Source organism: Sabulicella rubraurantiaca, assembly GCF_017355885.1.
In the GTDB taxonomy this organism is placed as follows: domain Bacteria; phylum Pseudomonadota; class Alphaproteobacteria; order Acetobacterales; family Acetobacteraceae; genus Roseococcus; species Roseococcus rubraurantiacus.
Map to the genome: position 1 here is coordinate 140,748 of NZ_JAFEUU010000001.1, position 25,287 is coordinate 166,034.

The 25,287-nt window shown below is 68.5% G+C and carries 26 protein-coding genes; 7 read left to right on the top strand and 19 right to left on the bottom strand.

Annotated features, from left to right (window positions below; translation table 11 throughout):
• Position 1 precedes the first annotated feature (1 nt).
• Positions 2-505, bottom strand: a complete 504-nt coding sequence (locus JTJ31_RS00680) for a YciE/YciF ferroxidase family protein (protein ID WP_207536670.1) — start codon at positions 503-505, stop codon at positions 2-4.
• Between the two features lie 173 nt (positions 506-678).
• Between JTJ31_RS00680 and JTJ31_RS00685 the strand changes: the two genes are divergently transcribed.
• Entirely contained in the window at positions 679-1,350 is a 672-nt protein-coding gene (locus JTJ31_RS00685) for an ImuA family protein (RefSeq protein ID WP_207536671.1), read from the top strand.
• A gap of 6 nt (positions 1,351-1,356) precedes the next feature.
• Here the strand turns inward: JTJ31_RS00685 and JTJ31_RS00690 are convergent, their stop codons facing one another.
• The 3 genes from JTJ31_RS00690 to kaiC are packed head-to-tail and all read right to left on the bottom strand — an operon-like array spanning position 1,357 to position 4,795.
• Positions 1,357-2,808: a sensor histidine kinase gene (locus tag JTJ31_RS00690; protein WP_207536672.1), complete on the bottom strand. Its 1,452-nt coding sequence runs from the start codon at positions 2,806-2,808 to the stop codon at positions 1,357-1,359.
• A 2-nt stretch (positions 2,809-2,810) separates the two neighbouring features.
• On the bottom strand, positions 2,811-3,119 hold the full coding sequence (locus tag JTJ31_RS00695; RefSeq protein ID WP_207536673.1) for a circadian clock KaiB family protein: 309 nt from the start codon (positions 3,117-3,119) through the stop codon (positions 2,811-2,813).
• Positions 3,116-4,795, bottom strand: coding sequence for a circadian clock protein KaiC (gene kaiC, locus JTJ31_RS00700; RefSeq protein WP_236019752.1), 1,680 nt, complete (start codon positions 4,793-4,795; stop codon positions 3,116-3,118). Before kaiC ends, JTJ31_RS00695 begins: the two co-directional genes overlap by 4 nt.
• A gap of 187 nt (positions 4,796-4,982) precedes the next feature.
• On the opposite strand from kaiC, the gene mgtE reads away from it, so the two are divergent.
• A complete protein-coding gene (gene mgtE, locus JTJ31_RS00705) occupies positions 4,983-6,284 on the top strand; it encodes a magnesium transporter (RefSeq protein ID WP_207536674.1) in 1,302 nt (433 codons plus the stop codon).
• Positions 6,285-6,290: 6 nt separating this feature from the next.
• On the opposite strand, the gene mnhG is transcribed toward mgtE, so the two are convergent.
• The 9 genes from mnhG to JTJ31_RS00750 all read right to left on the bottom strand — a co-directional run bounded on the left by mnhG (position 6,291) and on the right by JTJ31_RS00750 (position 15,298).
• A complete protein-coding gene (gene mnhG, locus JTJ31_RS00710) occupies positions 6,291-6,647 on the bottom strand; it encodes a monovalent cation/H(+) antiporter subunit G (protein ID WP_207536675.1) in 357 nt (118 codons plus the stop codon).
• Positions 6,644-6,925 (bottom strand): K+/H+ antiporter subunit F, encoded by a 282-nt coding sequence (locus tag JTJ31_RS00715; protein ID WP_207536676.1) that lies wholly within the window; start codon positions 6,923-6,925, stop codon positions 6,644-6,646. Before JTJ31_RS00715 ends, mnhG begins: the two co-directional genes overlap by 4 nt.
• Entirely contained in the window at positions 6,922-7,410 is a 489-nt protein-coding gene (locus JTJ31_RS00720; RefSeq protein ID WP_207536677.1) for a Na+/H+ antiporter subunit E, read from the bottom strand. The genes JTJ31_RS00715 and JTJ31_RS00720 overlap by 4 nt, the downstream gene beginning before the upstream one ends.
• Entirely contained in the window at positions 7,407-9,023 is a 1,617-nt protein-coding gene (locus JTJ31_RS00725; RefSeq protein WP_207536678.1) for a monovalent cation/H+ antiporter subunit D, read from the bottom strand. The genes JTJ31_RS00720 and JTJ31_RS00725 overlap by 4 nt, the downstream gene beginning before the upstream one ends.
• Positions 9,020-9,364 (bottom strand): Na+/H+ antiporter subunit C, encoded by a 345-nt coding sequence (locus JTJ31_RS00730; RefSeq protein WP_207536679.1) that lies wholly within the window; start codon positions 9,362-9,364, stop codon positions 9,020-9,022. The genes JTJ31_RS00725 and JTJ31_RS00730 overlap by 4 nt, the downstream gene beginning before the upstream one ends.
• Complete coding sequence (locus JTJ31_RS00735) at positions 9,364-12,291, bottom strand: monovalent cation/H+ antiporter subunit A (protein ID WP_207536680.1); 2,928 nt, start codon at positions 12,289-12,291, stop codon at positions 9,364-9,366. Before JTJ31_RS00735 ends, JTJ31_RS00730 begins: the two co-directional genes overlap by 1 nt.
• A 28-nt stretch (positions 12,292-12,319) precedes the next feature.
• Positions 12,320-12,772 carry a PTS sugar transporter subunit IIA gene (locus JTJ31_RS00740; RefSeq protein WP_207536681.1) on the bottom strand — a complete coding sequence of 151 codons (453 nt, stop codon included), beginning with the start codon at positions 12,770-12,772 and terminating at the stop codon, positions 12,320-12,322.
• A 488-nt stretch (positions 12,773-13,260) separates the two neighbouring features.
• Complete coding sequence (locus tag JTJ31_RS00745) at positions 13,261-14,202, bottom strand: NAD(P)/FAD-dependent oxidoreductase (RefSeq protein ID WP_207536682.1); 942 nt, start codon at positions 14,200-14,202, stop codon at positions 13,261-13,263.
• Positions 14,203-14,251: 49 nt separating this feature from the next.
• Entirely contained in the window at positions 14,252-15,298 is a 1,047-nt protein-coding gene (locus JTJ31_RS00750) for a hydroxyacid dehydrogenase (RefSeq protein ID WP_207536683.1), read from the bottom strand.
• Between the two features lie 63 nt (positions 15,299-15,361).
• On the opposite strand from JTJ31_RS00750, the gene JTJ31_RS00755 reads away from it, so the two are divergent.
• The 3 genes from JTJ31_RS00755 (at position 15,362) to JTJ31_RS00765 (ending at position 17,639) form a co-directional block, all read left to right on the top strand.
• Entirely contained in the window at positions 15,362-16,081 is a 720-nt protein-coding gene (locus JTJ31_RS00755; protein ID WP_207536684.1) for a PIG-L deacetylase family protein, read from the top strand.
• On the top strand, positions 16,078-17,202 hold the full coding sequence (locus tag JTJ31_RS00760; RefSeq protein WP_207536685.1) for a CaiB/BaiF CoA transferase family protein: 1,125 nt from the start codon (positions 16,078-16,080) through the stop codon (positions 17,200-17,202). Before JTJ31_RS00755 ends, JTJ31_RS00760 begins: the two co-directional genes overlap by 4 nt.
• Before the next feature lie 62 nt (positions 17,203-17,264).
• On the top strand, positions 17,265-17,639 hold the full coding sequence (locus tag JTJ31_RS00765; RefSeq protein WP_207536686.1) for a cupin domain-containing protein: 375 nt from the start codon (positions 17,265-17,267) through the stop codon (positions 17,637-17,639).
• 4 nt (positions 17,640-17,643) lie between these two features.
• On the opposite strand, the gene pcaB is transcribed toward JTJ31_RS00765, so the two are convergent.
• Genes pcaB through JTJ31_RS00795 form a run of 6 tightly spaced genes read right to left on the bottom strand, consistent with a single transcriptional unit; the run spans position 17,644 to position 23,072 of the window.
• Entirely contained in the window at positions 17,644-18,990 is a 1,347-nt protein-coding gene (gene pcaB, locus JTJ31_RS00770; RefSeq protein WP_207536687.1) for a 3-carboxy-cis,cis-muconate cycloisomerase, read from the bottom strand.
• Between the two features lie 4 nt (positions 18,991-18,994).
• Entirely contained in the window at positions 18,995-19,528 is a 534-nt protein-coding gene (pcaG, locus tag JTJ31_RS00775) for a protocatechuate 3,4-dioxygenase subunit alpha (protein ID WP_207536688.1), read from the bottom strand.
• The gene (gene pcaH, locus JTJ31_RS00780) at positions 19,525-20,235 is read right to left on the bottom strand and encodes a protocatechuate 3,4-dioxygenase subunit beta (protein ID WP_207536689.1); all 711 of its coding nucleotides are present in this window, start codon (positions 20,233-20,235) and stop codon (positions 19,525-19,527) included. The genes pcaG and pcaH overlap by 4 nt, the downstream gene beginning before the upstream one ends.
• A gap of 14 nt (positions 20,236-20,249) precedes the next feature.
• Entirely contained in the window at positions 20,250-21,572 is a 1,323-nt protein-coding gene (locus JTJ31_RS00785) for a TRAP transporter large permease (protein ID WP_207536690.1), read from the bottom strand.
• Positions 21,572-22,030, bottom strand: coding sequence for a TRAP transporter small permease (locus JTJ31_RS00790; RefSeq protein WP_207536691.1), 459 nt, complete (start codon positions 22,028-22,030; stop codon positions 21,572-21,574). Before JTJ31_RS00790 ends, JTJ31_RS00785 begins: the two co-directional genes overlap by 1 nt.
• A 4-nt stretch (positions 22,031-22,034) precedes the next feature.
• Positions 22,035-23,072, bottom strand: coding sequence for a TRAP transporter substrate-binding protein (locus tag JTJ31_RS00795; RefSeq protein ID WP_207536692.1), 1,038 nt, complete (start codon positions 23,070-23,072; stop codon positions 22,035-22,037).
• Between the two features lie 107 nt (positions 23,073-23,179).
• Here JTJ31_RS00795 and JTJ31_RS00800 point away from each other — a divergent pair, with 107 nt between their 5' ends.
• Both JTJ31_RS00800 and JTJ31_RS00805 read left to right on the top strand, forming a co-directional pair.
• Complete coding sequence (locus JTJ31_RS00800) at positions 23,180-24,055, top strand: DMT family transporter (RefSeq protein WP_207536693.1); 876 nt, start codon at positions 23,180-23,182, stop codon at positions 24,053-24,055.
• A gap of 33 nt (positions 24,056-24,088) precedes the next feature.
• Positions 24,089-25,279: an LLM class flavin-dependent oxidoreductase gene (locus tag JTJ31_RS00805; RefSeq protein WP_207536694.1), complete on the top strand. Its 1,191-nt coding sequence runs from the start codon at positions 24,089-24,091 to the stop codon at positions 25,277-25,279.
• Positions 25,280-25,287: the final 8 nt, after the last annotated feature.

The following is a 25,287-nucleotide window of genomic DNA, read 5'->3' on the forward strand; positions in this document are numbered from 1 at the left end:
TTCAGGCAGCCTTGCGGTTCACCCGGCTCTCGGCCACCGCCGTCAGCTTCTTGTCCGCGGCATATTCCTCATCGAGATTCTGCTGCAGGACGCTGGCGCAGTCATGGCGGCCAAGCTGCTTGGCGAAGGCGATCAGCGTGCCGTAGCGGGTGATCTCGTAATGCTCCACCGCCTGGGCGGAGGAGATGATGGCGGCGTCGATCACGTCCTGGTCGGACACGTCGCCCAGGATGTCCTTTGCCTCGGAAATGATGCCGTCCATGGCGGCGCAGGTCGTGCCCTTCACTTCCTGGCCATGCATCTGGAAGACCTGCTCCAGACGCTTGATCTGGTTCTGCGTCTCCGTGAGGTGCTGTTCCAGCCCCTGCTTGAGCTGTGAGTCACCGGCCTTGGAGATCATGGTCGGCAGGTTCTTCGCGATCTGCTGTTCGGCATAATAGATGTCCTGCAGCGTGTGCACGAACAGGTCGTCGAGGGTCTTGATCGGCTTCGAGAACAGGCCCATGGCGTGGCATCCTTATGCTGATGGTAACGGCTCGCCGTCGCGGAAGGAACGCGTTGCGCCGGGGGCGGTTTATCCAACGATAAGTTCTTGATCCGTTCTGAGGTGCGTGTCAGCGTCGCCGGCCTATGCCCGATTCGCCCGCTCCTCAGGAATCCTCTCTCGATCCGCGTGGGATGGACCGCGCCGCGGTGCTGGCCGCGCTGCGCGCCCGCGTCGCCCGGCACAACCTGGCACCTGAAGCTGGCGAGATCCCTCTGGCACCCGGCCTTCCCGGCATCGCCCGCGCGGCGGTGCATGAGATCCGCGCCACGGCGATCGGTTCCGGGACCGCGTTCAGCGCGATGGTGCTGGGACGCAGCGGGGGCACAGTGCTTTGGATCTCCGATGATCTGCTGCTCGCGCCCTGGCCCCCTGGCCTCGCCGCCCTCGGCCTAACGCCGGACCGGCTGGTGCTGGCGCAGGCGTCGCGTCCCATGGATGCACTCTGGGCGATGGAGGAGGCCCTGCGAAGCCCGGCGATCTCCGGGGTGTTGCTGCTGGGTGGGGCGGAGCCGGATTTGTCCGCGCAGCGGCGCCTGCAGCTTGCGGCCGCAGCGGGGGGCGGCGTCGGCCTCATCCTGCGGACGGAGGAGGAGCCGCCGCTGGCCGGCACGGCATCGCGGTGGCGCGTCGGCGGCATCGCCGGGATCGGTGGTCTTGCCGATCCGCGCTGGTCGCTGGAATTGCTGCGCGTCCGTGCAGGACGGCCCGCAGGCCCCTGGGCCGTGACTTGGCGCGCCTCCTCGGGCGAGATCGAACTGGACGAGGAGACGACGGCGGCGCTGCGCCAAACGAAAGCGGGCTAGCGCCTGTCAGCCCAGGCTTTCGGCGGTGAGGAGCATGCGGCAAGTCACGCCTTCCGGGCGGTATTCCACTGTCGTGCCGCCGCCGGCGAACTGACCGAGGCCGCGGGCGATCACCGTCTCGCCAAAGCCGCGTCGCGCGGGCGGGCGGACCGGCGGGCCTCCCGCTTCCTCCCAAAGGATCTCGAGCCCGCCATCCTGGAGACGCTGCCCAAGGATGGAGACGCGCCCGCTCTCGTTCGAGAGGGCGCCGTACTTCACGGCGTTGGTCACGAGTTCATGGAAGACGAGGCCGAGCGCGACCGCTGCGTCGCGCGACACCTCAACCTCCAGCCCCTGCATCGAGATGCGGGCGGAAAGGGCGGACACGTAGGGCGCCACCTCGGCGGCGATGAGTTGCTGCAAGGACAGGCCCGACAGCACCTTGCCTGCCAGGAGGTCCTGCGTCGCGGCGAGGGCCGAGAGTCGCTGGGTGAAGCGCTCCGCGAAGTCCTGCAGCCCCGTCGCGCCTTCCAGAGTGCGTGCGCTGATGGAGAGCACGAGGGCCAGCATGTTCTTCATGCGGTGGTCCAGCTCGCGCATCAGCAGTTCCTGGCGCTTCTCCAGTGCCCGCCGCTCCGACACGTCCATCAGCGTGACGATGCAGCCGCCCACCGCGCCGCCCGCCTTCCGAAGCGGCGAGACGCTGAGCAGGATGTCGCGCGTGCGCTGCGCCGTGCGGAGCGTCGCCTCCATCGCACGCGCCGCGCCGCCACGCAGCGCGACGGCCACGAGGTCGCCCGCATCCATCGCCCCGGCGCCCGGCGCGAAGGCGAGGGGGAAGGCTTCGCTGAAAGGTCGGCCCAGCGGGGAGACGCCCAGCATCTGCGTGGCGGCCGGGCTGGCATGGGAGACGATGCCTTGCGCGTCGCACACCGCCACCGCCTCTATCGCGGAGGCCATGATGGCGCGGCCGATGCGTTCGCTCTCCTCCCTCGCCACGGCATCCAGGCGTTGGGTGATATCGGTGAAGGTCAGGGCATGGCCTTCGCCATAGGGAAGGGGAAGGGGCGCCGCCGTGACCAGGAGGTGGCGCTGCCTCCCGTCAAGTTGCAGCGTTACCTCGGCGCTGCGCCGGCAGTTCTGTTCTGGCGCCAGCAGATCGCGCAGCGCCGCCCCCGCGACGCCCAGCGTCTCGAGCAAGCCCTGGCTCTCCAACATTCCTGCCGGGACGCCAAGCAGCCCCGGCAGCGCGGCATTGACGTAGAGGAGGCGGCCATCCGCATCCAGCGCCGCCGCGCCCAGCTCCATGGATTCCATGAAGGCGCGATAGGTCTCGTCACCGCCGACGAGATGGAAGACCTGCTCCCGTTCGACGCTCCGAACCACCAGCGCGTCCACCTCGCCCTCGCGGATGGCGCGCAACGTGTCCTCCGCCTCGGCTAGGCGGCGGCGCAGCTCGGACAGCTCGGGAGCGGACACGCTCAGCCCTCCCGATCCACCTGGAGGCTCACCAGCACCTTCTGCGTGTCTGACAGGTCGCCGATGATCTTCTGGATCGGCACCGGCAATTGCCGCACCAGCGTCGGGATTGCGACGATGTTGTGCTCCCGCGCCAGATGCGGCGAGACGCGAAGGTCCACCACCTCGATCGCATAGGAATCGCTACCGAGATGCTCCGCGCAGATCCGCTCCAGGTTGCGGATGGCGGCGACGGATTTCGGCGTCTGCCCCGCTACATAGAGGGTCAGCCGCAGGATGCCTGCGCCGTCCTCGTCCTGATTGCCCGTCATTGCCGCCCCGTCCTGCGCCGCGCCTGCGCCATGTCCTGCCGGTCCTGGTCCATCGCACCGCGCAGGACACGTTCCGCTTCCAGCGAGTTCTCGTGTTCCAGCGTGTCCATCTCGAGTTCCGCCTGCAGAGCGGCCACCTGCGCCTCGGTGCGCCGCTGCCGCAGGGCTAGCTTGCGCTGCTCGATCTCCACCGCCGCGCGGCGCGCCGCTTCATCGCGCCGCGCCCGCGCCTCTTCCGCCCGGCGAGCCGAGCCGGTGAGGGCGCCGTGTTCGCCCAGATAGGGATCGAGCAGGCGGATGCCCTCGGAGTCCATCACGAACTCGCGCACCTGATTGGAATGAGCGATACCGCGCGCCTTCAGCAGATAAAGCTCGCGGTTGAATTCGCCGCTCGCCTCGCGATTCAGCAGCAGGATCCAGCCATCCATCAGCGAGGACAGCCCGGCATCCGTCTCCGCGCGCCCTTGCTCATGCGCGAGGTGAGAGAACACGCCGGTGATTCCATTCGACTTCAGGAAGTCGATGATCCGCAGCAGCATGGACTGCACCTCGAGCGGATCGCCGGCATCGAGGAAGGCCGAGATCGGATCGAGCGCCACGATGGAGGGGCGGAAGCGCACCACCTCGCGCAGGATCACGGCGAGATGCATTTCAAGGCTGTAGAAGGTCGGGCGGGCGGCCAGCATCCGCAGCAGGCCGCTCTCCACGCAGGGGCCGAGATCGATCCCGACGGAGCGCATGTTGCGGATCGTCTGCGGGCCCGACTCCTCGAAGGAGATGTAGAGCGCCCTTTCCCCGGCCCGGCACGCGGCGGCCAGGAACGAAGCGACGATCGTGCTCTTGCCCGAGCCCGCGACGCCGGTCAGCAGGATGGAGGAGCCGCGATGGAAGCCGCCCCCCTCCATCATCGCGTCCAGGTCCGGAATGCCGCTAGCGATGCGATCCTCCGACACCTTGTGCTGGAGCCCGACCGAGGAGACGGGCAGGACGCTGAAGCCGTCCGTGTCGATCAGGAACGGATATTCATTGGTTCCGTGGGCCGAGCCACGATACTTCACGATCCGGAGGCGCCGGGTGGAGACCTGGTTGTTGACGCGGTGGTCCAGCAGGATCACGCAATCGGAGACATATTCCTCCAGGCCCTGCCGCGTCAGCGCGCCGTCGCCGCGCTCGCCGGTGATGACGGCGGTCAGGCCCTTCTGCTTCAGCCAGTCGAAGAGGCGCCGGATCTCAGCACGCAGGATCGCCTGGTTGGTGAAGGCGGAAAACAGGCTCTCCACCGTGTCGAGCACGATGCGCTTCGCGCCGACGGAATCGACCGCCAGCTCCAGCCGCAGGAACAGCCCCTCGAGGTCGTAATCGCCTGCCTCGGCCAGTTGTGAGGGGTCGAGGGCGATATGCTCGAAGGCGACCCGCCCCTCGGCGACCAGCTCATCCAGAGCGAAGCCCAGCGAGGCGACATTGTCGACGATGTCCTCGGGCCGCTCCTCGAAGGTGACGAAGACGCCCGGTTCGTCGAACTCACGCGCCCCGTTGATGAGGAAGGTCGAGGCGAAAAGCGTCTTGCCGCACCCGGCGGAGCCGCAGACGAGCGTCGGCCGGCCGGCGGGAAGCCCACCCAGCGTCAACTCGTCAAAACCCTCGACCCCCGTCGGCGCCTTCCGGATCCCCGCCATCCCTGCCTCTGTCGGCTCTTCTTCATCGGTTATGACAGCAAATCGGGCGAGGGCAATGCTCTCGTAGATCATGGATGCCAAGACAGGCTTTTGGCCTGGGTCTCCGGCACCAAGGGCCAGGAAACCCGGCACCCCGCGCTGCCCTTGAAAGGCCGCGCGGGCCGCCGCGCCGACCGACGGAGAACGCATGATCAGCGCGACCCTCCCGCCCAGTGCGGCCGAGGCCTTACACCCGGCCGACCTTGCGACCCTCCTGGAGAAGCGGGCGCCGGCGACGGCTTGGGAAACCCTTACGACCTTGCCTCTCCCCCGGCGCGCCGAGACCTTCGGATACCTTTCCCCGGCCTGCCAAGCCGCGTTGGCGGGTGTCAGCCCGACTCCGGCCCTGGCGGAACTCCTGACCGCCATGGACGCGGATGAGCGGGCCGATCTTTGGGGACGTCTGCCCGAAGAGGCGCGCGAGGCCGTGGGCCGCGCCCTTGCCGCGGCGGAGCGCGAGGACATCCGGCGCCTTGCTTCCTATCCACCCGGCACGGCCGGCGCGGTGATGACCAGCGAATACGCGGTGCTCTCGCCCGGACTTTCGGCGCGAGACGCGATAGAGGCGCTGCGTGGCCAGGCGGCGACGAAGGAAACCATCCTCGTCGCCTATGTGCTTTCCCCCGAGCGCCGCCTGCTGGGGACCGTGTCTCTGGAAGATCTGGTCCTGTCGCCCGCCACGCTCAGCGCCGCGGCCCTGATGCGGCCGGACCCGCCCTCCGTAGGAGCGGAGGAGCCGGCGTCCCACGCCGCGCGCGTCGTGCAGCATTACGACCTCCCCGCCGTGCCGGTGCTGGACGCGACCGGGGCCATGGTCGGCATCGTGACCGCCGACGACGCCATGGACGTGGCCGAAGCCGAGGCGACGGAGGATTTCGAGAAGTCGAGCGGCACCGGGGCGGGACTTGTCGCCGAGATGGGGCGCGCCAGCGTGCCGCTTCTCTACAGCAAGCGCGTCGGATGGCTGGTCGCGCTGGTCTTCGCCAATATCCTTTCCGGTGCCGGGATCGCCGCCTTCGAGGAGACAATCAGCGCCAACCTTGCCTTGGTGTTCTTCCTGCCTCTGCTGATCGCCAGCGCGGGCAATGCCGGTGCCCAGGCGGCGACGCTCACCGTGCGCGCCATGGCGACGGGAGAGGTCCGCATGGCGGATTGGGGCCGCCTGATCTCGCGCGAGGCGCTGGTGGCACTCGCCCTCGGCGTCACCATGGCAGTGGCGGTGGCAGGAATCGGCATATGGCGGGGCGGGGCGGAGATCGCGCTGGTAGTGGCGCTGACCATGGTGCTGGTGGTGCTGGCGGGCAGCCTGGTCGGGCTGTCCTTGCCCTTCCTGCTGGACCGATTGCATCTCGATCCGGCTTCGGCCAGCGCGCCGCTCGTCACCTCGCTCGCCGACATCGCGGGGGTGATGATCTATTTCAGCATCGCCTCCGTGGTGCTGAGTAGCTGAACCCGGTCAGGGCGCACCGTGGGTTCCGGGCGGCGGCACGTCGTCCCGGCCTTCGCGCCGATCGCGATACAGCGCCGCGCGTGCCAGCAGCATCAGCGTGACCGGCGTCGTCACGCTGATGAAGACAGCAATCAGGATCTCAAGCAGGACGGGGCGCGATCTGGTCACCGCGAAGTAGAGAATCGAGGCCAGCAGGGTACAGAACATCCCCATCGTCGTGCCGAGCGTGGGAGCATGGACCCGCGCGTAGAAACTTTTCAGACGCAGCAAGCCGATGCAGCCGGAGAGTGTGAGCCCCGCGCCGAGCAGCAGCAGCACCGATACCGGAAGCGCGGCCCAAAGCGGCAGGTCGGAATCGTTCATTCGATGACCTCGCCGCGCATGAGGAACTTTGACAGCGCCGCTGTCGAAACGAAGCCCAGGAGGGCGATCACCAGCGCCGCCTCGAAATAGAGCGCGCTGCTGGTGCGGATGCCGAACACCAGAAGCAGCATGGCCGCGTTGACGTAGAGCGTGTCGAGGCCAAGGATGCGGTCCTGCGCGCGCGGTCCCGCCAGGATGCGCCAGGCGGCGCAGCCCATTGCGAGCGCGAGCATCGCCTGCGCCAGGAAGACCGACCATTCGAGCAGCGTAGCGCTCATGTGAGAATTTCCATCAACCGACGCTCATAGCGGTTCTTGATGATGCCGACCCATTCCGCCTCGTCGATCAGGTCGAGGACGTGCAGAAGCATGGAATCATCCGCGGAATCATACTCAACCCAGACTGTTCCCGGCGTGGCCGTGATGATGAAGGCCAGCGCTGTCAGGCCGATCGGATCGCGCATCTCGAGCGGGATGCGGACGAAGCCGGAAGAAATGGCGCGCGGACGTGGCGCCAGCACGATGCGCGCGACGGCAAAGTTGGACCGCACGATCTCTACCAGCACCACTCGAACCAGTTCGAAGAGCACGCCGAAGCGTCGCAGCCGCAGCCGTGGCGGCTGCACCTCCCGCAGGAGCCAGGATCCGAGGATCGCGATCACGACGCCCAGGATCAGCGAGCCGGGCGAGAAATCCCCGACCAGCAGCAGCCACGCGATCAGCAGCGCCAACGCGGCCAGCGGGTGCGGAAGGATGCGCCTCATGGCGACCGCTCGGCAGGAGCGCCGCTGGATGGCAGCACGCCCTCGATATAGCTGCGCGGCGCATGCAGCGCACTGGCCGTCTCGCTCATGTACTGCATTGCGGGTCCGCCAAGGACCGTGAGGCCAAGGGCAAGGGCAAGAAGCGCCACGATCGGTCCTGCCTCCAGGGCCGCTACGCGAGGCGGCGAGGTGGGCGGCGATGTCCAGAAGGCCTCGATCCCCGCCCGCAAGAGTGCGATGAGCGTCGCGAGGCCGGACAGGATGAGCGCCGCGAGCAACAGCCAGGTCAATGGCGGCAGCCCGCCCGACGCAGCCGCCAGCAACGGCGCCAGGATGGCGAACTTCGCCAGGAAGCCGGAGAGTGGCGGCAGCCCCGCCAGCAGCAGCGCGCAGCACAGGAAGGCGCCGCCCAGCACGGCCATGGCGCCAGGGATGGGCGCATCCACCGCTTGCATATCCTCCGGATCGGTCTCCTCCCGCTGCGTCCCGAAGGCTTCGCGCGTCACGGCCAGCACGTCGGCGCCGACCTCGCGCCCTCGCTCCACCAGCTCGACGAGGAGGAAGAAGGCACCGATCGCAAGGACCGAGCTGACGAGGTAGTAGAGCGCGCCCGCCGTCACGCCTGGAAGTCCTGCGCCGATCGCCGCCAGAAGCGTGCCGGAGGAGACGAGCACGCTTGCCCCTGCCAGCCGCGAGAAGTCCTGCGTCGCCAGCACGGCGATCGAGCCGAATGCGATGGTGGCGAGGCCACCCGCCATGAGCCAAGTCCCGCCGAAGCCGGCCGAATGGGCGGCCCCGTCGCCGAACAGCATCAGCCAGAGCCGCAGGATCGCGCAGATGCCGACCTTGCTGAGGATCGATAGGACCGCGGCCGAGGGGGCGCCCGCTGCCGCATAGGTGCCCGGCAGCCAGAAGCCCAGCGGCCACATCGCCGCCTTCACCAGGAAGGCAAGGCCCAGCACGGCTGCCCCCGCCTCCACCAATGCGCGGTCCTCCGCGGCGACAGCAGGAATGCGCATGGCGAGATCCGCCATGCTGAGCGTCCCGCCCACCCCATACAGGACGCTGACGCCGATCAGGAACAGCAGCGAGGCGACGAGGTTGACCGCGATGTAGTGCAGCCCAGCGCGGACACGCGCCGGACCCGAGCCGTGCAGCGCGAGCCCGTAGGAGGCGGCGAGCATCACCTCGAAGAACACGAAGAGGTTGAACAGGTCGCCGGTGAGGAAAGCGCCGTTCAGCCCCATGAGCTGGAATTGCAGCAACGGATGGAAATGCGCCCCCGCCCCCTGCCATCGTGCGAGGGAAAAGACCAGGGCCGCGAGGCCCAGCACCGCCACCAGCGCCACCATCATCGCGGAGAGCCGGTCCAGCACCAGCACGATGGCGAAGAAGGACGGCCAGTTGCCTAGACGGTAGACGCGCACCGCGTCGCCCGGACTATCCGCCACGCCCACTAGCACGATTGCCACCGCCAGCAGCATTACGGCGGAAGCAAGGGCGATTCCCGCACGCAGCTTGCGCCGCCGCTCGCTCAGCAGCACCAGCACCGTCCCGGCTAGGAGCGGCAGGACGATGGGCGCGATGACGAGGTGGTCCGTCCAATTCGTCACCGGTCGCGTTCCCGCCCGTCCACATGGTCGGTGCCGGTCAGGCCGCGCGAGGCCAGCAGCACGACAAGGAAAAGTGCCGTGGTCGCAAAGCCGATGACGATAGCTGTCAGCACCAACGCCTGGGGTAGGGGGTCTGCGTACTCCAGAAGGTTGCCCGCCCCTCCTTGCGGCAGGATGGGCGGCTGTCCCGTCCTGAGCCCGCCCGTCGAGAAGATGAACAGGTTCACCGCGTAGGAGAGCAATGACAGCCCGATGATCACCTGGAAGGTGCGCGGCCGCAGCAGCAGCCACACACCCGAGCCGGTGAGCACGCCAATGCCGAGGGCGACGATCAGTTCCATCAGAGCGCCTCCGGCGTGGCGCCGCGGGCGGCCCGCGCTTCCTCCACGCGCTGCCCGCGCACCGACTGGTGCGCCAGCGCGATGAGCATCAGCACGACCGCCCCCACCACCAGGGCAAAGACACCGATGTCGAACAGCAGCGCGCTGGACATAGGCGCCTTCCCGATCAGCGGGATCTCCGCATAATCGTAGTAGGATGTAAGGAAGGGTTTCCCGAACGCCCAGGCCGCCAGCCCAGTCAGCAAAGCCAAAAGCAGGCCGGACCCCATCCACCACAGCGGCAGCACGCGCAGCCGCGCCTCCGTCCACTGCGCCCCGCCGATCATGTATTGGAGGATGATGGCAATGGATGCGGTGATCCCGGCTGCGAAACCGCCGCCCGGCAGATTGTGTCCACGCAGGAGCAGATAGAGGGCCACCACCGCGATGACGGGAAAGAGCAGGCGCGACACCACCGAGGGGATCAGAAGCCAATCCTCGACCGTCGCTCCCTCGCGCCGTGCTGGATGGGCCGCGTCGAAGGCGGCCTGAAGGCGCTGCTGCTCCGGCACCTCGATGCTGTCCGGGGCTGGGCGGAAGCGGCGCAACAGCGCGTAGACCGTCAGCGCGACGATGCTCACCACCACGATCTCGCCCAAGGTGTCGAAGCCACGGAAATCCACCAGGATCACATTCACCACGTTGGTCCCGCCACCCTCCAGATAGGAACGCTCCAGGAAGTGCCGGGCCAAGAGGTCGGGCGGGGTGCGCGTCATCACCAGAAAGGCGAGCCCCGCCATGCCGAACCCCGCCCCCACGGCGAGGCCGAGATCACGCAATCGCCGCGCCACCGAGACCACCTCTGCCTCCTCGCCTCCCACCCCTTCGAAACGCTTGGGCAGCCAGCGCAGCCCCAGCAGCAGCAGCACCGTCGTCACAATTTCCACGAGGAGTTGTGTGAGGGCGAGGTCAGGCGCCGAGAACCAGACGAAGGTGACGCAGACGACGAGGCCTGCCCCGCCCATCAGGATCAGCGCAGCGAGACGGTGATACTTTGCCTGCCAGGCCGCGCCGATGGAGCAGGCCGCGCCCACGAGCCATACCAGGGCGATGATCGGGTCGATCGCGTGCGGCGCCATATTGCCAGGCCCGACGCCGCGAACGAGCGCTGCCCCGCCGCCGGCCAGCAGTGCGACGAGCAGGATCAGGCGAAGCTGAGGCTGCAGGTTGCGCGTGCCCAGCAACCTTTCGCCCGTGCGCGCGAGACGCCATGAGAGCGTGACCATGGCGCGCTCGAAGATGCGCCGGCCATCCAGGCGCCGCACCAAGGGCGGCCCCTCCGGCCCGCTCCTCAGCCATTTCTGCAGGCCCATGTAGAGCGCCACTCCCCCGCCCATGGCGATCAAGCTCATCATCAGCGGCAGGTTGAAGCCGTGCCACACGGCGAGGCTGTAGGGCGGAATCTCCGGCCCCAGCACCGAACGCGCCGCGAGGTCGAGGAAGGGGCCGATCGTGGCAGCGGGCAATATGCCCACCATGATGCAGGCCAGCACCAAGATCTCCACCGGGAAGCGCATCCAGGCGGGCGGCTCATGCGGCGTGCGCGGCAGGTCCACAGGATCCGGCCCGAAGAAGGTGCCGTGGATGAAGCGCAGCGAATAGGCGACGCTAAAGGCACTCGCCACCATCGCCGCGAGGGGCAGGGCTGCCAGGAGGGCGGGCACGGGCGCCTGTGCGGTCAACGCCTCCTCGAAGAACATCTCCTTGGAGATGAAGCCGTTGAGCAACGGCACGCCGGCCATCGCCGCAGCCGCCACCAGGGCGAGACGGCCCGTGAAGGGCATCGTGCGGTTCAGCCCCGAGAGGCGGCGGATGTCGCGCGTTCCCGTCTCATGGTCGATGATGCCCGCGGCCATGAAGAGCGACGCCTTGAAGGTGGCGTGGTTCATCAGATGGAAGATCGCCGCGACCATGGCGAGATCGCTGTTGAGCCCCAGCAGCAGGGTGATGAGCCCAAGATGGCTGATGGTGGAATAGGCAAGCAGACCCTTCAGGTCATGCTGGAAGATCGCGACATAGGCGCCGAGCACCAGCGTCACCAGCCCGGCTGAGCCGACCATCCAGAACCACGCATCCGTTCCTGCCAGTACGGGCCAGAGCCGCGCCATGAGGAAGATGCCCGCCTTCACCAGCGTCGCCGAATGCAGATAGGCCGAAACGGGCGTCGGCGCCGCCATCGCGTGCGGGAGCCAGAAATGGAAGGGGAACTGTGCGCTCTTGGTCAATGCGCCGAGCAGGATCAGCACCAGCGCGGGCAGATAGAGTGCGTGCTCGCGAATCTGTGGCCCGGCGGCCAGCACCACGTCCAGGTCGTAGCTTCCAGCCATCTGACCCAGCAGCAGCATCCCCGCAAGCAGGCATAGCCCGCCCGTCGCCGTCACGGTCAGCGCCATGCGCGCACCATCCCGCGCCGCCGGGGTATGAGACCAGTAACCGATGAGCAGGAAGGAAAAGAGGCTGGTCAGTTCCCAGAAGAAGGCGATCTGGATCAGGTTCCCCGACAAGACCAGCCCCGTCATCGCCCCCATGAAGGCCAGAAGGAAGGCGAAGAAGCGCGGGACCGGGTCCTCCTCGGCCATGTAGTAGCGCGCATAGACGACGATCAGCGAGCCGATGCCGTAGATCAGCCCGGTAAAGAGCCAGGCAAACCCATCCATCCGCAGTTTGAAGGACAGGCCGAGCGTCGGGATCCAGGCGGACTCCGTTCGCAGCACCTCATGCGCCGAAATCGTCGAATAGGCGGCCCAGACCAGGGCAAGGCTCGACAACGCCACGGCCCCCGCAAGGCGGGCGGCGGCCAGCCGCGCCTGGGTGGGCAGCATCACGGTGATCGCCGCCCCGGCGAAGGGCATGGCGACAAGCATCAGCAGCAGGGCGGTCTCCGTCATGCCTTGCTGGCTCCGGGCCGCTCAGCCCTCATGCCTCGCCTGCTTGCAGGAGGGTGGTCACTTCCTCGGGCGTGGCTGCGGAACGCAGGCGACGGAGTACCTGTGGGTCGCGGAGAGAGCGGCACACCTCGGACAAGGTGGGAAGGAAGCCATCCGCCTCCGCTTCGGGCCAAAGGACGAGGATCACGAGATCCACTGGCTCCTCGTCCCGCGCCTCGTAGCCGATCGGCCGCCGCAAGCGGAGGAAGCGCATCACCGGGCGGTCCATCCCGGTCAGGCGCGCATGGGGCAGGGCCACGCCGCGGCCCAAGGCCGTTGACCCCAGCTTCTCCCGCGAGGTCAGCGCCTCCAGGATCTCGGTTTCCGGCAGGCCAGCCTCGGGCGCCACCGTCGCCGCAAGCGTCTGGAGCAGGTCCCGCTTCCCGTCGGTCGGGAAGTCCAGGATCACGTCCTGCGCAGTCAATCTTTCAGCGATCGGCATGCTCTCCCCTCCGTAACCACCCTTCCACGCTTCGGGAGCGCAATGTGTAAGCGCCGTCGAGGATGCGTGAATGGAAGGCAGTCCCAACACATTACGCGATCCCGCGCAATTCGTTGGGCGGAAGCCAACCCCTTCCACCCGCGCAACGGCAGGGTCGGTTTATTCGATGCATTGTTGGAAGCCTGGCCTTTGGCAAAGATCCATAACTGGAGTGCTTGGCCCGCGATCGAATGACCGGTCTGCGAGACGCGGCGGTGACCGGCGCCTTTGAGTAGGTGACGATCAGTCGCGGCAACTGGGCCATCCGGCTGCGAGGGCCGGCGGACATCGGCGCGCCACTCCCAACTTTGCCTGAGAGGTGGTGTCATCGCGAATGCGACGCGGGCTTCGCGGAAGCGGTAACTGCGCCGGGGTGACGTTGGGCTCGCGGGTGGCTTCAATGCCGGGGAAGAAACAGGATGGATGCAGCGCGCCGCTGGAAAGCCGCGTCACGCCTCGCCCTTGGGCTCGTCCTCAGTCGGCAACTCGCAGCGATTGTGGATATGCGTAGCGGCGATGGCCGCGTGGCCCATCCCCACGACGATCTGGTCCAGGCCGCGCACGATGGAGCCGGCGGCGTAGAGGCCGGGTACGGTGGTCTGGTTGTGCTCATCCACCAGGAGCGCGCCCTCCTCGTCGTGTTCGGCACCAAGGGCGAGGGCCAGGTCGCTGCGCCAGCGCAGGCCGAGGGCGGAATAGAGCACTTCGAAGCGATGCTCGCCGCCCGCGCGCAGCGCGGCGATGCGGTCGCCCTCCATTTCCAGCGCTTCGACGGGATCCTCTACGATCCGCACCCCGTATTGCTCGGCCTCCGCACGGCGCTCGGGGTCGAGGTCCAGCTTGCGGCCCAGGGTGAGTAGCGTGACACGTTGGGAGTAGGTGCGGGCGATGAAGATTGCCTCGCCCAGCCCGCGGTCTCCGGGCCCGATCACCGCGATGTCCCTGCCGCGTGCCTCGAACCCGTCGCAGATCGGGCAGTAGCGGACAAGGCCACGCTGAATCGCGTCGGGCAGGCCGGGAAGGTCCGGCTCGATATCCACCGCCCCGGTGGCGAGGAGGACGCGCCGCGCGCGGATCTGCCGCGCGTCGCCCTCTGGTGTTTCCGCCATAACGATGAACCCGTCCTGCTCGCGCTGGATGGCGGAAACGGTGGCGCGCTCAGCTTCGACGCCGTAGCGCGCGAGGTGGCCGCGCAGCGTGTCCAGCATCTCGGGGCCCGGCATGCCCTCCGCGAAGAAGGGAATGTTGTGGCTCACGGGGATCCACGCGGCGCGCGGATGCCCGGCATCCAGCAGACGGAAGCGCCGCCGGAACCGGGCCAGGTAGAGGGCGGCGGTCATTCCCGCCGGCCCGCCCCCAACGATCACGCAATCGAGTCTTGCCTCCGCCATCCGCGCCTCCCCTGCAAGGGGCGCAAGCGCGCGGCGGGGCGGGGCGGTTTCACACCCCCGGCGTCAATCCCATCTCCTCCGCGAGGCGCTGGCGGAAGCGGGGCAGCACCTCGGGATTGACGATGCGCGGCGGCAGCCGCCCGGCCGCGAGGTCCGAGAAGGCGAGGGCGGCGATGCGGGTGATGTTCGCGCGGCTTTCCTGCGTCACCCCGGCCGTGTGCTGGCTGGCGATGACGGCCGGGTGGTACAGCAGGGGATGATCCACTGGGGGCGGCTCCAGCTCCCAGACATCCAATCCCGCCGAGGCGATGTGGCCTGAATCCAGCGCAGACAGCAGTGCCGCCTCGTCATGGATGGAGCCGCGCGCCGTGGTGACGAAGACGGCGCCGCGCTTCATCGCCGCGAATTGCGCCGCCCCGATCATCCCGCGTGTCTCGCGCGTCAGGGGGCAGTGCAGGCTGACCACGTCGGACTCGGCCAGCAGGGTCGGCAGGTCCACCTTGCGGGCACCGCGCTCGGCCAGGGTCGCCTCGTCCAGGGCAGGGTCAGTCGCCAGGATCTTGCATCCGAAGGCGTCGCGCAGCATGCGGGACACCAGCGTGCCGACATGGCCGCATCCGACCAGTCCCACGGTGCGACAGGACAGCTCCCGCCCCATCAGCGCCGCACGGTCGCGCGCCTGCCCGGCCTTCATCGCCGCATGGGCCTCGGGCATCCGCTTCAGGCAGGCGAGCATCATGCCCACCGCGTGCTCCGCCACGCCGCGCGCATTGCCGCCGGACTGGTTCACCAAGAGGACACCGGCCTCCGTACAGGCATCGGGGTCCAGCGGGTCGTAGCCGGCGCCGTAGGATGCCGCCATCAGCAGGCGCGGCAGCTTCGCCAGCAACTCGCGGTGGACATGCAGGGGCTGCGGCAATTCGTCGCGCGCCGCCATGACATAGTAGCCCTGGCAGGTGGCGAGCAGGGCGACCTGCTCGTCCAGCGGCATCTCCAGCGGCACGCGGATGATTTCGAGGCGCGGATCCTCCGCGCAGGTCTCAAGGAAGGCGGGGTGCGGCACGAAGCCGACATAGCCGATACGGAACGGGTTCATCCCCCCAGGCTTGCGCGGCTTGGGCCCGAGGGCAATCCTGCCGCCGCAAGCAAGAAGGGGAGCATGCCCATGCCGGGTGTCCTGGTCGTCACCGCCCATCCGGGGGATTTCGTCTGGCGTGCGGGCGGCGCCATCGCGCTGCACGCCGCGCGCGGCGATTCGGTGCACATTGTCTGTCTTTCCTTCGGCGAGCGGGGCGAGAGCCAGGGCGAATGGGCCAAGCCCGGAGCGACGCTGGAAAAGGTAAAGGCCGCCCGGAAGGTCGAGGCGGAAGCCGCGGCCGGCATACTGGGCGCGACCATCGAGTTCCATGACGCAGGAGACTACCCGCTGGTGACCACACCGGAGATGCTCGACCGCGTGACGGACACGTTCCGCTCGGTGAAGCCCGACGTGGTGCTGACCCATGCAGACGAGGACCCCTACAACCTCGACCACCCCACCGCGAACCGCCTGGCCCGCGCGGCGCGCATCGTGGCGCAGGCGGCGGGGCACAAGCCCGGCCCGGACGCGGTCTATCGCGCGCCGCAGCTCTACATGTTCGAGCCTCACCAGACCGAGATGTGCCGCTTCCGCCCCGACGTGATCCTCAACATCGACAGCGCCTGGGAGACGAAGCGCCGCGCCTTCGAATGCCTGCCGACCCAGACCCATCTCTGGACCTATTACGAGCGTGTGGCGCTGAACCGGGGACAGCAGGGCGCACGCAACTCGGGCCGCAAGATGACCTATGGCGAGGCGTATCAGCGCGGCTTTCCGGAAGCCCTCGACGCCCTGCGATGAGCGGTCCTCTTGCCGGCATCCGCGTCCTCGACCTGACGACGGTCCTTCTCGGCCCCTACGCCACGCAGATCCTCGCAGAATACGGGGCCGAGGTGATCAAGCTGGAGCCGCCCGAGGGCGACGTGGTGCGCCAGATCGGCCCGGAGCGGCATGCAGGGATGGGGGCGATGTTTCTCACCCTCAACCGTGGCAAGAAGGGGGTCATGCTCGACCTCAAGCGGCCCGAGGCGCGGGAGGAGGCGCGGCGCATCGCGGCCTCGGTGGACGTGGTGGTGACCAATATTCGCCCCGCCGCCATGCGTCGCCTGGGGATGGACGCGGCGACGCTGCGCGCATCCAACAAGGCCCTGGTCTATTGCGGCATTGTCGGCTTCGGGCAGTCCGGCCCCTATGCAGCGCGCCCGGCCTATGACGACCTGATCCAGGGCATCGCCGGCATTCCTATGCTGGCGCAGCGCCAGACCGGCGAGGCGCGCTACGCTCCGCTTGCTTTGGCCGACCGCGTGACAGGGTTGCACGCGCTCTCGGCCATCCTTGCCGCGCTGGTGGAGCGTGGACGAACGGGCGAGGGGCAGGAGATCGAGGTGCCGATGTTCGAGACCATGGCCTCCTTCGTGTTGGGCGACCACCTCGGCGGCATGGTCTTCGATCCCCCGATGGACGGGGGCGGCTATGCGCGCCTCCTCAGCCCCGACCGCAAGCCCTACGCGACGAAGGACGGCTTCATCTGCGCCATGATCTACAGTGACGGTCAGTGGCGCCGCTTCTTCGAGGCGATCGGCCAGGAGGAGCGATTCGCCAGCGACCCACGCATGACGAACCACGCCGCCCGGACCCGACACATCGACGCGATCTACGCCGAGCTGGCCGCCATCTTCAGCACCCGCACCACCGCCGAGTGGCTCGCGCTGCTGGAGGCGGCCGACCTGCCTTGTGCGCCCGCCCACACGCTGGAATCGCTGCGCGACGATCCGCACCTCGCCGCTGTTGGCTTCTTCACGAAGGAGGAGCACCCGACGGAGGGAAGCCTGACCCGTGTGGCTCCGCCGGTGCGTTTCGGCAATCACGAACGCAACATCCCCCGCCCCGCGCCGCGCCTCGGCGAGGACAACAAGGCGTAGCCGCGATGGACAGCGCGTCACAGCTGAGGCAGGAACCCGGCATCCGACAGGAGGAAAAATCCATGAGCCAGCGCGAGGAGTTCCACAACCTCGACGACACGACGCAGGGCATCGCGCGCGAGCTTGCACCCGGTGTGACGACGCGCATCTTCCCGGGCGAGCAGGCGATGCTCTCCGTCGTTTCCATTGCCCCCAATGGCGAGGGCACCATGCACTCGCACCCCGAGGAGCAGTGGGGCGTGCTGCTGGAAGGCTCGGCGGTCCGAATCCAGGGTGGCGAGGAGATCCCGGTGAAGCAGGGCGATTTCTGGCGCACCCCCGGCGGCGTCCCGCACACGATGCGCGCGGGACCGGAAGGCTGCCGGGTGCTCGACATCTTCGCCCCGCCGCGCGACGCCTACCGCAAGGCCGGCAAGGGCTTCGCCTCGGCGACCTGAGGCATCACCCCATCCGGCGCAGCACCTGGTCCACGAAGGCTCCGGCGCTGCCCAGGTAATTGGCCGGGTCGCACAACTCTGCGATCCGGTCGCGCTCGATGCGCGATGCCACCTCCGGCTCCTCCTCCAGCGCCTGCGCCAGGGGGATGCCGCGGGCGATGGCGGTGTCGCAAGCGCGGTTCACCACATGATGCGCCTCGCCGCGCCCCAGCACGGGAGCGAGGCCCATCATCACCTGCTCCCCCGCGATGAGCCCGCCTGTGGCGTCCAAGTTCCGCCGCATCCGCGCCGGGTCCACTACCAGCCCCTCGGCCAGGAAGCGCGCCTGGGCCAGCGCCCCGTGGGCGAGGTTGAAGCATTGGCCGATCGCCAGCGCCTCGGCCTGCCAGGGACCTGTGCCGCGCTCCAGGTCCTGCGCCATCGCCGCCAGCACCTGCGGTACCAGCGCATGCACGCCGCGCGACTGCGCCAGGATGTACTCGCAGGCGATGGGGTTGCGCTTCTGCGGCATGGTGGAGGAACCGCCGCGCCCGAAGACATGCGGCTCGTTCACCTCGCCCAGCTCCGTCTGCATCATCAGCATGACGTCGGTGGCGATCTTCGACAGCGCGCCGCAAAGCAGACCCAGGAAGCAAATTGCCTCGCCGATGCCATCGCGCGCGACGTGCCAGGGGATGTCCGGAAGGGCGAGTCCGAGTTCCTTCGCCAGCTCGCGCTGGACGGCAAGGCCCTGGTCGCCCAGCGAGGCCAGCGTGCCCGCCGCGCCGCCGAATTGCAGCCGCTCCACGCGCGGTCGCATCTGGTCCAGCCGCTCCACCATCGTCAGCAGCGGCGCGAGCCACACCGCGACCTTGTAGCCGAAGGTGACGGGCAGGGCGTGCTGGAGATGGGTGCGGCCCGCCATCAGCGTGTCGCGATGCTCGCGCGCCATGCGGGAGAACCCGGCATTGGTGGCCAGAAGTTCGGCGCGGATGAGGCCCAGCCCCTCCCGCATCTGCAGCACCACGGCCGTGTCCATGATGTCCTGGGTCGTGGCGCCCCAATGGGTCCAGCGCCCGGCCGCCTCGCCCGCCAGGGCGGTCAGCTGCTTCACCAGCCCGACCACGGGGTAGCCGGTGTTGCGCGTCGCGGCGCCCAGCGCCTTGAGGTCCAGCCGGTCCACATCGGCGGCACGGGTAATGGCCTCGGCCGCCTCGGCAGGAACGATGCCGAGCCGCGCCTGGGCACGGGCCAGCGCGGCCTCAACCTCCAACATGCGTCGGAGGAAGGCGCGCTCGCCCATCGCGTCGCGCATGGCATCGGTGCCGTAGAGGACGCCCAGCACGGGCGAGTCGGCGGGATTCACGGGCATGGTGTCAGATATCCAGAAAGACGGTTTCGCCATCGCCGCGCAGGCGGATGTCCAGCACCCACTCGCCGGCCGCGCCCGGCTTGGCAATGAGCGTGCCGCGACGTTCCTCCGGCACCAGGGCCAACAAGGGGTCGGAATGGTTCAGCGCCTCGCCGGCGAAATAGGCGCGGGTGGTGAGGTGGCGCAGCAGGCCCCGCGCGAAGATCTGCAGCTGGATGTGCGGCGCCTGGGTGGCGTTGCCGCGACCCGGAACCGGGCCGGGCTTCACGGTGCGGAAGCGGAAGCGTCCGGCTTCGTCAGTTCGGGCGCGGCCGAAGCCGTGGAAGGCGCCGTCGTAGCGTCCCTCCGGGTCGGCCTGCCAGATCTCGATCTGCGCGTCCGTCACCGGGGCGCCGGCGCCATCGGTGATGCGGCCGGTCAGGGTGACTGCCTCGCCCTCCATTCCCGCATTGGGCCCACCTTCGCGCAGCAAGTCGTCCCAGCCCTCGTACTCCAGCAGATGCCAGTAGGGGCCGACGGTCTGGTGCGCGGTGCTCATGCGTGGCCGTCCTCGAAGGGCGTTGCGTCGCGGCCGCGCAGGACGATGTCGAAGCGGTAGCCCAGCGCGTATTCGGGCACGGTCAGGTCTAGCTCGAAGCGGCTGACGAGCCGCTCCCGCGCCACCGCATTGGGGATGGTGTTGAAGATCGGGTCCAGGGCCAGGAGCGGGTCGCCGGGGAAGTACATCTGCGTGATCAGGCGCTGCGCCGACCCGGCGCCATGCACGCCGAAATGAATGTGGTTCGGCCGCCAGGCATTGTGATGGTTGCCCCAAGGATAGGCGCCGGGCTTGATCGTCTCGAAGCGGTACTCGCCATTCCCGTCCGTGAAGAGGCGGCCTCGGCCGAGGAAGTTCGGGTCAAGCGGCGCGTCGTGCTGGTCGCCCGGATGGTCGTAGCGCCCGGCGGCATTGGCCTGCCAGATTTCGATCATCGCATTCGCCACCGGCCGCCCATCCTCCTCGGTCAGCCTGCCGGCGACGATGATCCGCTCGCCCAGGGCCGGCCGCCCTTCCAGCCGCGAGAGGTCGAGGCGCGTCGGGTAATGCGCCGGATCGAAGCGGGGCGCAGAAGCCTCCGTCACTGTGATTGGCGCACGGATCGGCGCCAGCAGGGGTGCGCGGCCCTGGGTGGAGCGGTAGGAAGGCGCATGCAGCGGCGGCTGGTGGGTTGGGTCGTCGCGACGGAAGGGCAGGGGATCGGCCATGGAAGTGGCTCCTCTCACGTCAGGGCGCGCACCAGCCAAAGGCTGATGGCGGGAAACAGGACCAGCAGGCCCAGGCGCAGCAGGTCGGACACAAGATAGGGCAAGACGCCGCGATAGGTGTGAGCGATCGGCACTTCCCGCGCGATGGAGGCGATGACGAAGACATTGAGCCCGATGGGCGGCGCCGTCAGCCCGATCCCCACCACCACCAGGACCAGGATCCCGAACCAGATCGCCGTCTCCTCCGTCGTCAGCCCGAAATCGAGGGCGGTGATGACGGGAAAGAACACCGGCAGGGTCAGCAGGATCATCGCCAGCTCATCCATGACGGCGCCGAGCACGATGTATGTGACCAGCAGCAGCAGCAGCACGCCATAGGGCGGGAAGCCCTGATCCGTCACCCACAGCGCCAGGAGGTCCGGCGCCTGCGATAGGGCAAGAAAGGCATTGAACACCTCTGCGCCCAGCAGGATGGCGAAGATCATCGCCGTCGTCTCGGCGGTGCCGAGCAGTGCCTCGCGAAGCTCCGCCCCGCGCAGCGTTCCGCGAAGCACGCCCACGAGCAGCACGGCGATGCAGCCGATGGCGGCGCTTTCCGTCGGCGTGAACACCCCGCCATAGATGCCGCCCACCACCACGATGGCGATGCCCAGCACGGGAATGACGTTGCGGAAGGCCCGCGCGCGCTCCCCAGCCTCCAGCGGTGGCGTGGCTGGGCCGAGCGCCGGGTTCAGCCGCATCCAGATCGCGATTGTGACCATGTAGAGCAGCGTTGTGATCAGCCCGGGGATCAGCGCCGCCATGAAAAGCTTGGCGATGTTCTGCTCGGTCGAGATCGCATAGACGACCAGGATCACCGAGGGCGGTATCAGGATGCCGAGCGTTCCGCCCACCGCGATGGTGCCTGTCGCAAAGCCTGGATCGTAGCCATAGCGCCGCAACTCGGGCAGTGCCGCGCGCCCGAATGTCGCGGTCGTGGCGACGGAAGAGCCGCAGACTGCCCCGAAGGCCGCCGAGGCGCCGATCACCCCCATCGCCATCCCGCCCGGGCGCCGTCCCATCACCGCATTTGCCGCGTTGAACAGGTCGCGCGCCAGCCCGCCCCGCTCCGCCAGCGCGCCCATCAAGATGAAGAGCGGGATGACCGAAAGCGTGTAGTTGGCGAAGAGGTGATAGGGCGTGGTCTTGAGGTAGTTGAACAGTGCCGCCCAGTCGAGGATGTGGACATAGCCCAGCGCCCCAACGAGCAGCATGGCGAGGGCAATCGGCGCCCGCAGCGCGATCAGGCCGAGCAGCGCCGCGAAGCCGGTCGCAGCGAGGACGAATTCCGGCGCCATCAGCCCCGTGCCAGCCGCAAGGCGATCAGGAGCGCGGCCAGTCCAGTCAGTGCGAAACAGACCGCCCCCACCGCCACCGCCCACCAATAAGGCAGGGCGAGCAACCCGATGGTGCGCGTGCCCGAGGCCCAGGTGTCCAGCGCTCCGCGTGCCATGCGCTCCGCGATCAGGAGAGTCACGGCGGCCCATACCAATGACCAGAATGCATCCACCCAATCACTGAGGCGCGACGGCAGCCAGGTGGTGAAACTGTCCACGATGATGTTGGCGCGGCGATAGGTGCCCCAGGCGAGGAAGCCCAACACCGCGAGGCCGGAGCCGAGCGAGACGAGCTCGAAATCGCCGCGCACCGGCTGGCTGGTCAGCCAACGCAACACGACGGAGACGCAGGTGAGCGCTGCCGCGGAAAGCAGCGCGACGCCGCCAGCAAGGGCCAGGAGCGACGCCGCGCGGCGCATCGCCTCAGGAGACGCCCTGGCCGTGCTGCGCGATCAACGCCCGCGTCCGTTCCAGCAGCGTGGCGCCGTTGATGTTGCGCTCGCCCATGGCGCGTACCCAGTTATCCACGACCGGTTGGGTCTGGCGCATCCAGCGCGTGCGCTCCTCCTCCGACAATTCCACGATCTGGTTGCCGCGGCGCCGCACCTGCTGCTCGACAGCAGGACCCTGTTCGTCCCAGACCTTCGCCGCCATTGCCGCCGCGACCTGGCCGCTATTCGCGTCCACCACGCGCTTGAGTTCCGCTGACAGACCTTCATAGCGGGCCTTGTTCATCGCAAGCACGAAGGAGGCGGTGTAGAAGGTGGGGGATCCGGGGAATTCAGTATGGTTTCTCACCATCTCCTGCAGGCGGATGGAGGGCACGACTTCCCACGGCACCACGGCGCCATCGATGACGCCAGAGGACATCGCCTCCGGCACCTGCGGCACGGGCATCCCGACGGGCGCGGCGCCGAGGGCGCGAAGGGCCTCGCCGGCCTGGCGCGTCGGGAAGCGCAGCTTCAGCCCGTTCATGTCCTCCAGCCGCTTCACCTCGCGCCGCGCATGGATCACGCCCGCGTCATGCGCCCAGGCGCAAAGGATCTGCGTGTCCGCAAACTCGTTGCGGAAGACGGCGTCGTGCAGTTCCTGCACCACGCGCGCATTCACGCTGGCGCGGCGATGCGCGACGAAGGGAAGCTCGATTACCTCGATGGAGGGGAAGCGACCGGGCGTGTTGCCCGGCAGCGTCCAGATGATGTCCACCACGCCGTCCCGGGCTTGGTCGTAAAGCTGCGGCGGGGCGCCGCCCAGCTGCATCGCTGGGAAGATCTGCACACGCAGCCGCCCGCCCGACTCAGTCCCCACCTTCTGTGCCCAGGGCTGCAGGAAGTGCCGATGCACATTCGAAACCGCCGGCAGGAAATGATGCAGCCGCAGCGTCACCTCCTGCGCGGAGGCAGGGTGGACCAACGCCGGCGCGGCCAGCGTGCCGAGAAGCAAGGTGCGGCGTGGGGTCATTGAACGGCGTGGCTCCCTGACGTTTCGTTGGTTCCCTCGCTTATGCGGCGGGACCCCGCTTCCTTTCAAGCAGGACCTCTGAAATCCTCACCGGGATGGAGAAAGGCGTGAAGGAAGCGAAGCCGGCCTGGCTGCCCCTGGCGCCCTTCCTGTTCGTGCTGCTCTGGTCGGGCGGCTTCACCGCGGTGAAGGCGGCGTTGCCCTATGCCGAGGCACTGACCCTCCAGGCAGTGCGGTATGTCTGCGTCGTGGCGATCCTCCTGCCGCTCTGGCTGGTCCTGCGCCCGCCCGTGCCGGACCGGGCGACGCTGACCCACCTGGTCCGCATGGGGCTCGTGGTGCAGTTCGGCTACTTCGCCGCGATGAATCTGGGCCAGCAATTCGGCATGGGGCCGGGGGCTATCGCCCTCATCATCGGATTGCAGCCGGTGGTGGTGGCGCTGCTGGCGCCTGCCGTCGCGGGGGACCCGCCCGTGGGGGCACGGGGCTGGGCGGGGCTCGTCCTGGGGCTGCTCGGCGCTGCCATGGTGATCCTGTCCGGGTCCGGCATCAGCGCGGGAGGGTGGCTTGGCCTGTTCTTTTCCGTGCTGGCGCTTGTGCTGATGGCCGCGGGCGCGCTGATGGAGCGGCGCGGCGGCCGGCCCTGCGACCTCGTCACAGCGAACCTCGTGATGTGCGGGGTTGCGCTGGTGGCGACCCTACCGATGGCATGGGGCGTGGAGGCGATGCGGGTGCGCTGGACATGGGAGTTCGTTGCGGCGCTCGCCTATCTCGTGCTGGTGAATTCGCTGATCTCGCTGTCGCTGCTGTTCCTGATGCTGCGCCATGGCGAGGCGGCGCGCGCCTCCAGCGTCTTCTTCCTGGTGCCGCCCGTCGCGGCCGCCATCGCCTGGGTGGTGCTGGGGGCGGCCATGACCCCGCTGGCCATGGCGGGGACGGCAGTGGCGGCGGTGGGGGTCGCCCTCGTGGTCGCCCGGCGCTAGGTTTTTCCGAAGGAACCTCCAGGGATAAGCGCAATGCCCCATGCCGGCCTGAAGTTCGGCATCTTCCTCGCCCCGTTTCACCGGCTGGGCGACAATCCGACCCTTGCCCTCGCACGCGACCTGGAGCTGATCGAGCGCCTGGATGCGCTCGGCTATGACGAGGCCTGGATCGGCGAGCACCATTCTGCCGGCTGGGAAACCATCGCCAGCCCCGAGATCATGATCGGCGCGGCGCTGGAGCGGACACGCCTCATCCACCTGGGGTCCGGTGTCACCAGCCTGCCCTATCACCATCCCTTCCTGGTGGCGCAGCGCTTCGTCCAGCTCGACCACATGTCGCGCGGGCGGGTGATGCTGGGGTGCGGGCCGGGCGCCCTCGTCTCCGACGCGACGATGATGGGCATCGAGGCGAAGGACCAGCGCCGCCGCATGGAGGAGGCGCTCACCGCGATCGTCGCCCTGCTGCGCTGTGACGGCCCGGTGACGATGAAGACCGAGTGGTTCGAGCTGCGCGACGCGCGCCTTCACCTCGCTCCCTATACGCACCCGCGCTTTCCGGTCAGCGTCGCCTCCTCGACCACCCCATCCGGTGCGCTGGCGGCGGCGCGGCATGGGCTCGGCCTCATCTCGCTCGGCGCTGGGCTGCCGGGCGGGCCGGAGAAGTTGGCCGAGCAATGGCGCATGGCCGAGGAGGAAGCGGCGAAGCATGGCAAGACGATGAACCGGGCCGATTGGCGCCTCGTCGTCAACCTGCACGTGGCCGAGGACGACGCCACCGCCATGGATCAGGTACGGGTCGGCGAGCGGCTGGAAACCGTGACCTATTTCGGCGAGACGCTGGGCCGCCCACCCACGCGCACAGAGGACCCGTTGGGGGACGGGCTGCGCGCTGGCACCACGCTGGTCGGCAGCCCGAAGACGGTGGCAGCGGGAATCGAGCGCCTCATCGGCTTCACCGAGGGCGGCGCGGGCGGCATCCTGTTCCGGTCGCACGAATGGGCGGACCGGCGGCAGACGCTGAACAGCTACGAACTATTCGCCCGCTGGGTGATGCCGCGCTTCCAGAACTCGCTGCTCCAGCCGCAGGCCAGCCGCGAATGGTGCGTCGCCAATCGCGAGGGCATCTTTGCCCCCAACATCGCGGCGCTTCGCCAAGCCTTCACCGATGCCGGCAAGCCAGTCCCGGAGGTGGCCCGGCTGAAGCTATGGGACAGCAAGTCCTAGGGGCGCGG

Coding starts and splice junctions, on each gene's coding strand:
- mgtE (WP_207536674.1), top strand. CDS start 4,983: ATGATCAGCGCGACCCTCCCGCCCAGTGCGGCCGAGGCCTTACACCCG.
- JTJ31_RS00735 (WP_207536680.1), bottom strand. CDS start 12,291: ATGACGGAGACCGCCCTGCTGCTGATGCTTGTCGCCATGCCCTTCGCC.
- JTJ31_RS00760 (WP_207536685.1), top strand. CDS start 16,078: ATGAGCGGTCCTCTTGCCGGCATCCGCGTCCTCGACCTGACGACGGTC.
- JTJ31_RS00750 (WP_207536683.1), bottom strand. CDS start 15,298: ATGAACCCGTTCCGTATCGGCTATGTCGGCTTCGTGCCGCACCCCGCC.
- JTJ31_RS00730 (WP_207536679.1), bottom strand. CDS start 9,364: ATGGAACTGATCGTCGCCCTCGGCATTGGCGTGCTCACCGGCTCGGGT.
- JTJ31_RS00755 (WP_207536684.1), top strand. CDS start 15,362: ATGCCCATGCCGGGTGTCCTGGTCGTCACCGCCCATCCGGGGGATTTC.
- pcaH (WP_207536689.1), bottom strand. CDS start 20,235: ATGGCCGATCCCCTGCCCTTCCGTCGCGACGACCCAACCCACCAGCCG.
- JTJ31_RS00745 (WP_207536682.1), bottom strand. CDS start 14,202: ATGGCGGAGGCAAGACTCGATTGCGTGATCGTTGGGGGCGGGCCGGCG.
- JTJ31_RS00680 (WP_207536670.1), bottom strand. CDS start 505: ATGGGCCTGTTCTCGAAGCCGATCAAGACCCTCGACGACCTGTTCGTG.
- JTJ31_RS00790 (WP_207536691.1), bottom strand. CDS start 22,030: ATGCGCCGCGCGGCGTCGCTCCTGGCCCTTGCTGGCGGCGTCGCGCTG.
- JTJ31_RS00765 (WP_207536686.1), top strand. CDS start 17,265: ATGAGCCAGCGCGAGGAGTTCCACAACCTCGACGACACGACGCAGGGC.
- JTJ31_RS00685 (WP_207536671.1), top strand. CDS start 679: ATGGACCGCGCCGCGGTGCTGGCCGCGCTGCGCGCCCGCGTCGCCCGG.
- JTJ31_RS00785 (WP_207536690.1), bottom strand. CDS start 21,572: ATGGCGCCGGAATTCGTCCTCGCTGCGACCGGCTTCGCGGCGCTGCTC.
- JTJ31_RS00695 (WP_207536673.1), bottom strand. CDS start 3,119: ATGACGGGCAATCAGGACGAGGACGGCGCAGGCATCCTGCGGCTGACC.
- pcaB (WP_207536687.1), bottom strand. CDS start 18,990: ATGCCCGTGAATCCCGCCGACTCGCCCGTGCTGGGCGTCCTCTACGGC.
- JTJ31_RS00805 (WP_207536694.1), top strand. CDS start 24,089: ATGCCCCATGCCGGCCTGAAGTTCGGCATCTTCCTCGCCCCGTTTCAC.
- pcaG (WP_207536688.1), bottom strand. CDS start 19,528: ATGAGCACCGCGCACCAGACCGTCGGCCCCTACTGGCATCTGCTGGAG.
- kaiC (WP_236019752.1), bottom strand. CDS start 4,795: ATGGCGGGGATCCGGAAGGCGCCGACGGGGGTCGAGGGTTTTGACGAG.
- JTJ31_RS00715 (WP_207536676.1), bottom strand. CDS start 6,925: ATGAGCGCTACGCTGCTCGAATGGTCGGTCTTCCTGGCGCAGGCGATG.
- JTJ31_RS00740 (WP_207536681.1), bottom strand. CDS start 12,772: ATGCCGATCGCTGAAAGATTGACTGCGCAGGACGTGATCCTGGACTTC.
- JTJ31_RS00720 (WP_207536677.1), bottom strand. CDS start 7,410: ATGAGGCGCATCCTTCCGCACCCGCTGGCCGCGTTGGCGCTGCTGATC.
- mnhG (WP_207536675.1), bottom strand. CDS start 6,647: ATGAACGATTCCGACCTGCCGCTTTGGGCCGCGCTTCCGGTATCGGTG.
- JTJ31_RS00795 (WP_207536692.1), bottom strand. CDS start 23,072: ATGACCCCACGCCGCACCTTGCTTCTCGGCACGCTGGCCGCGCCGGCG.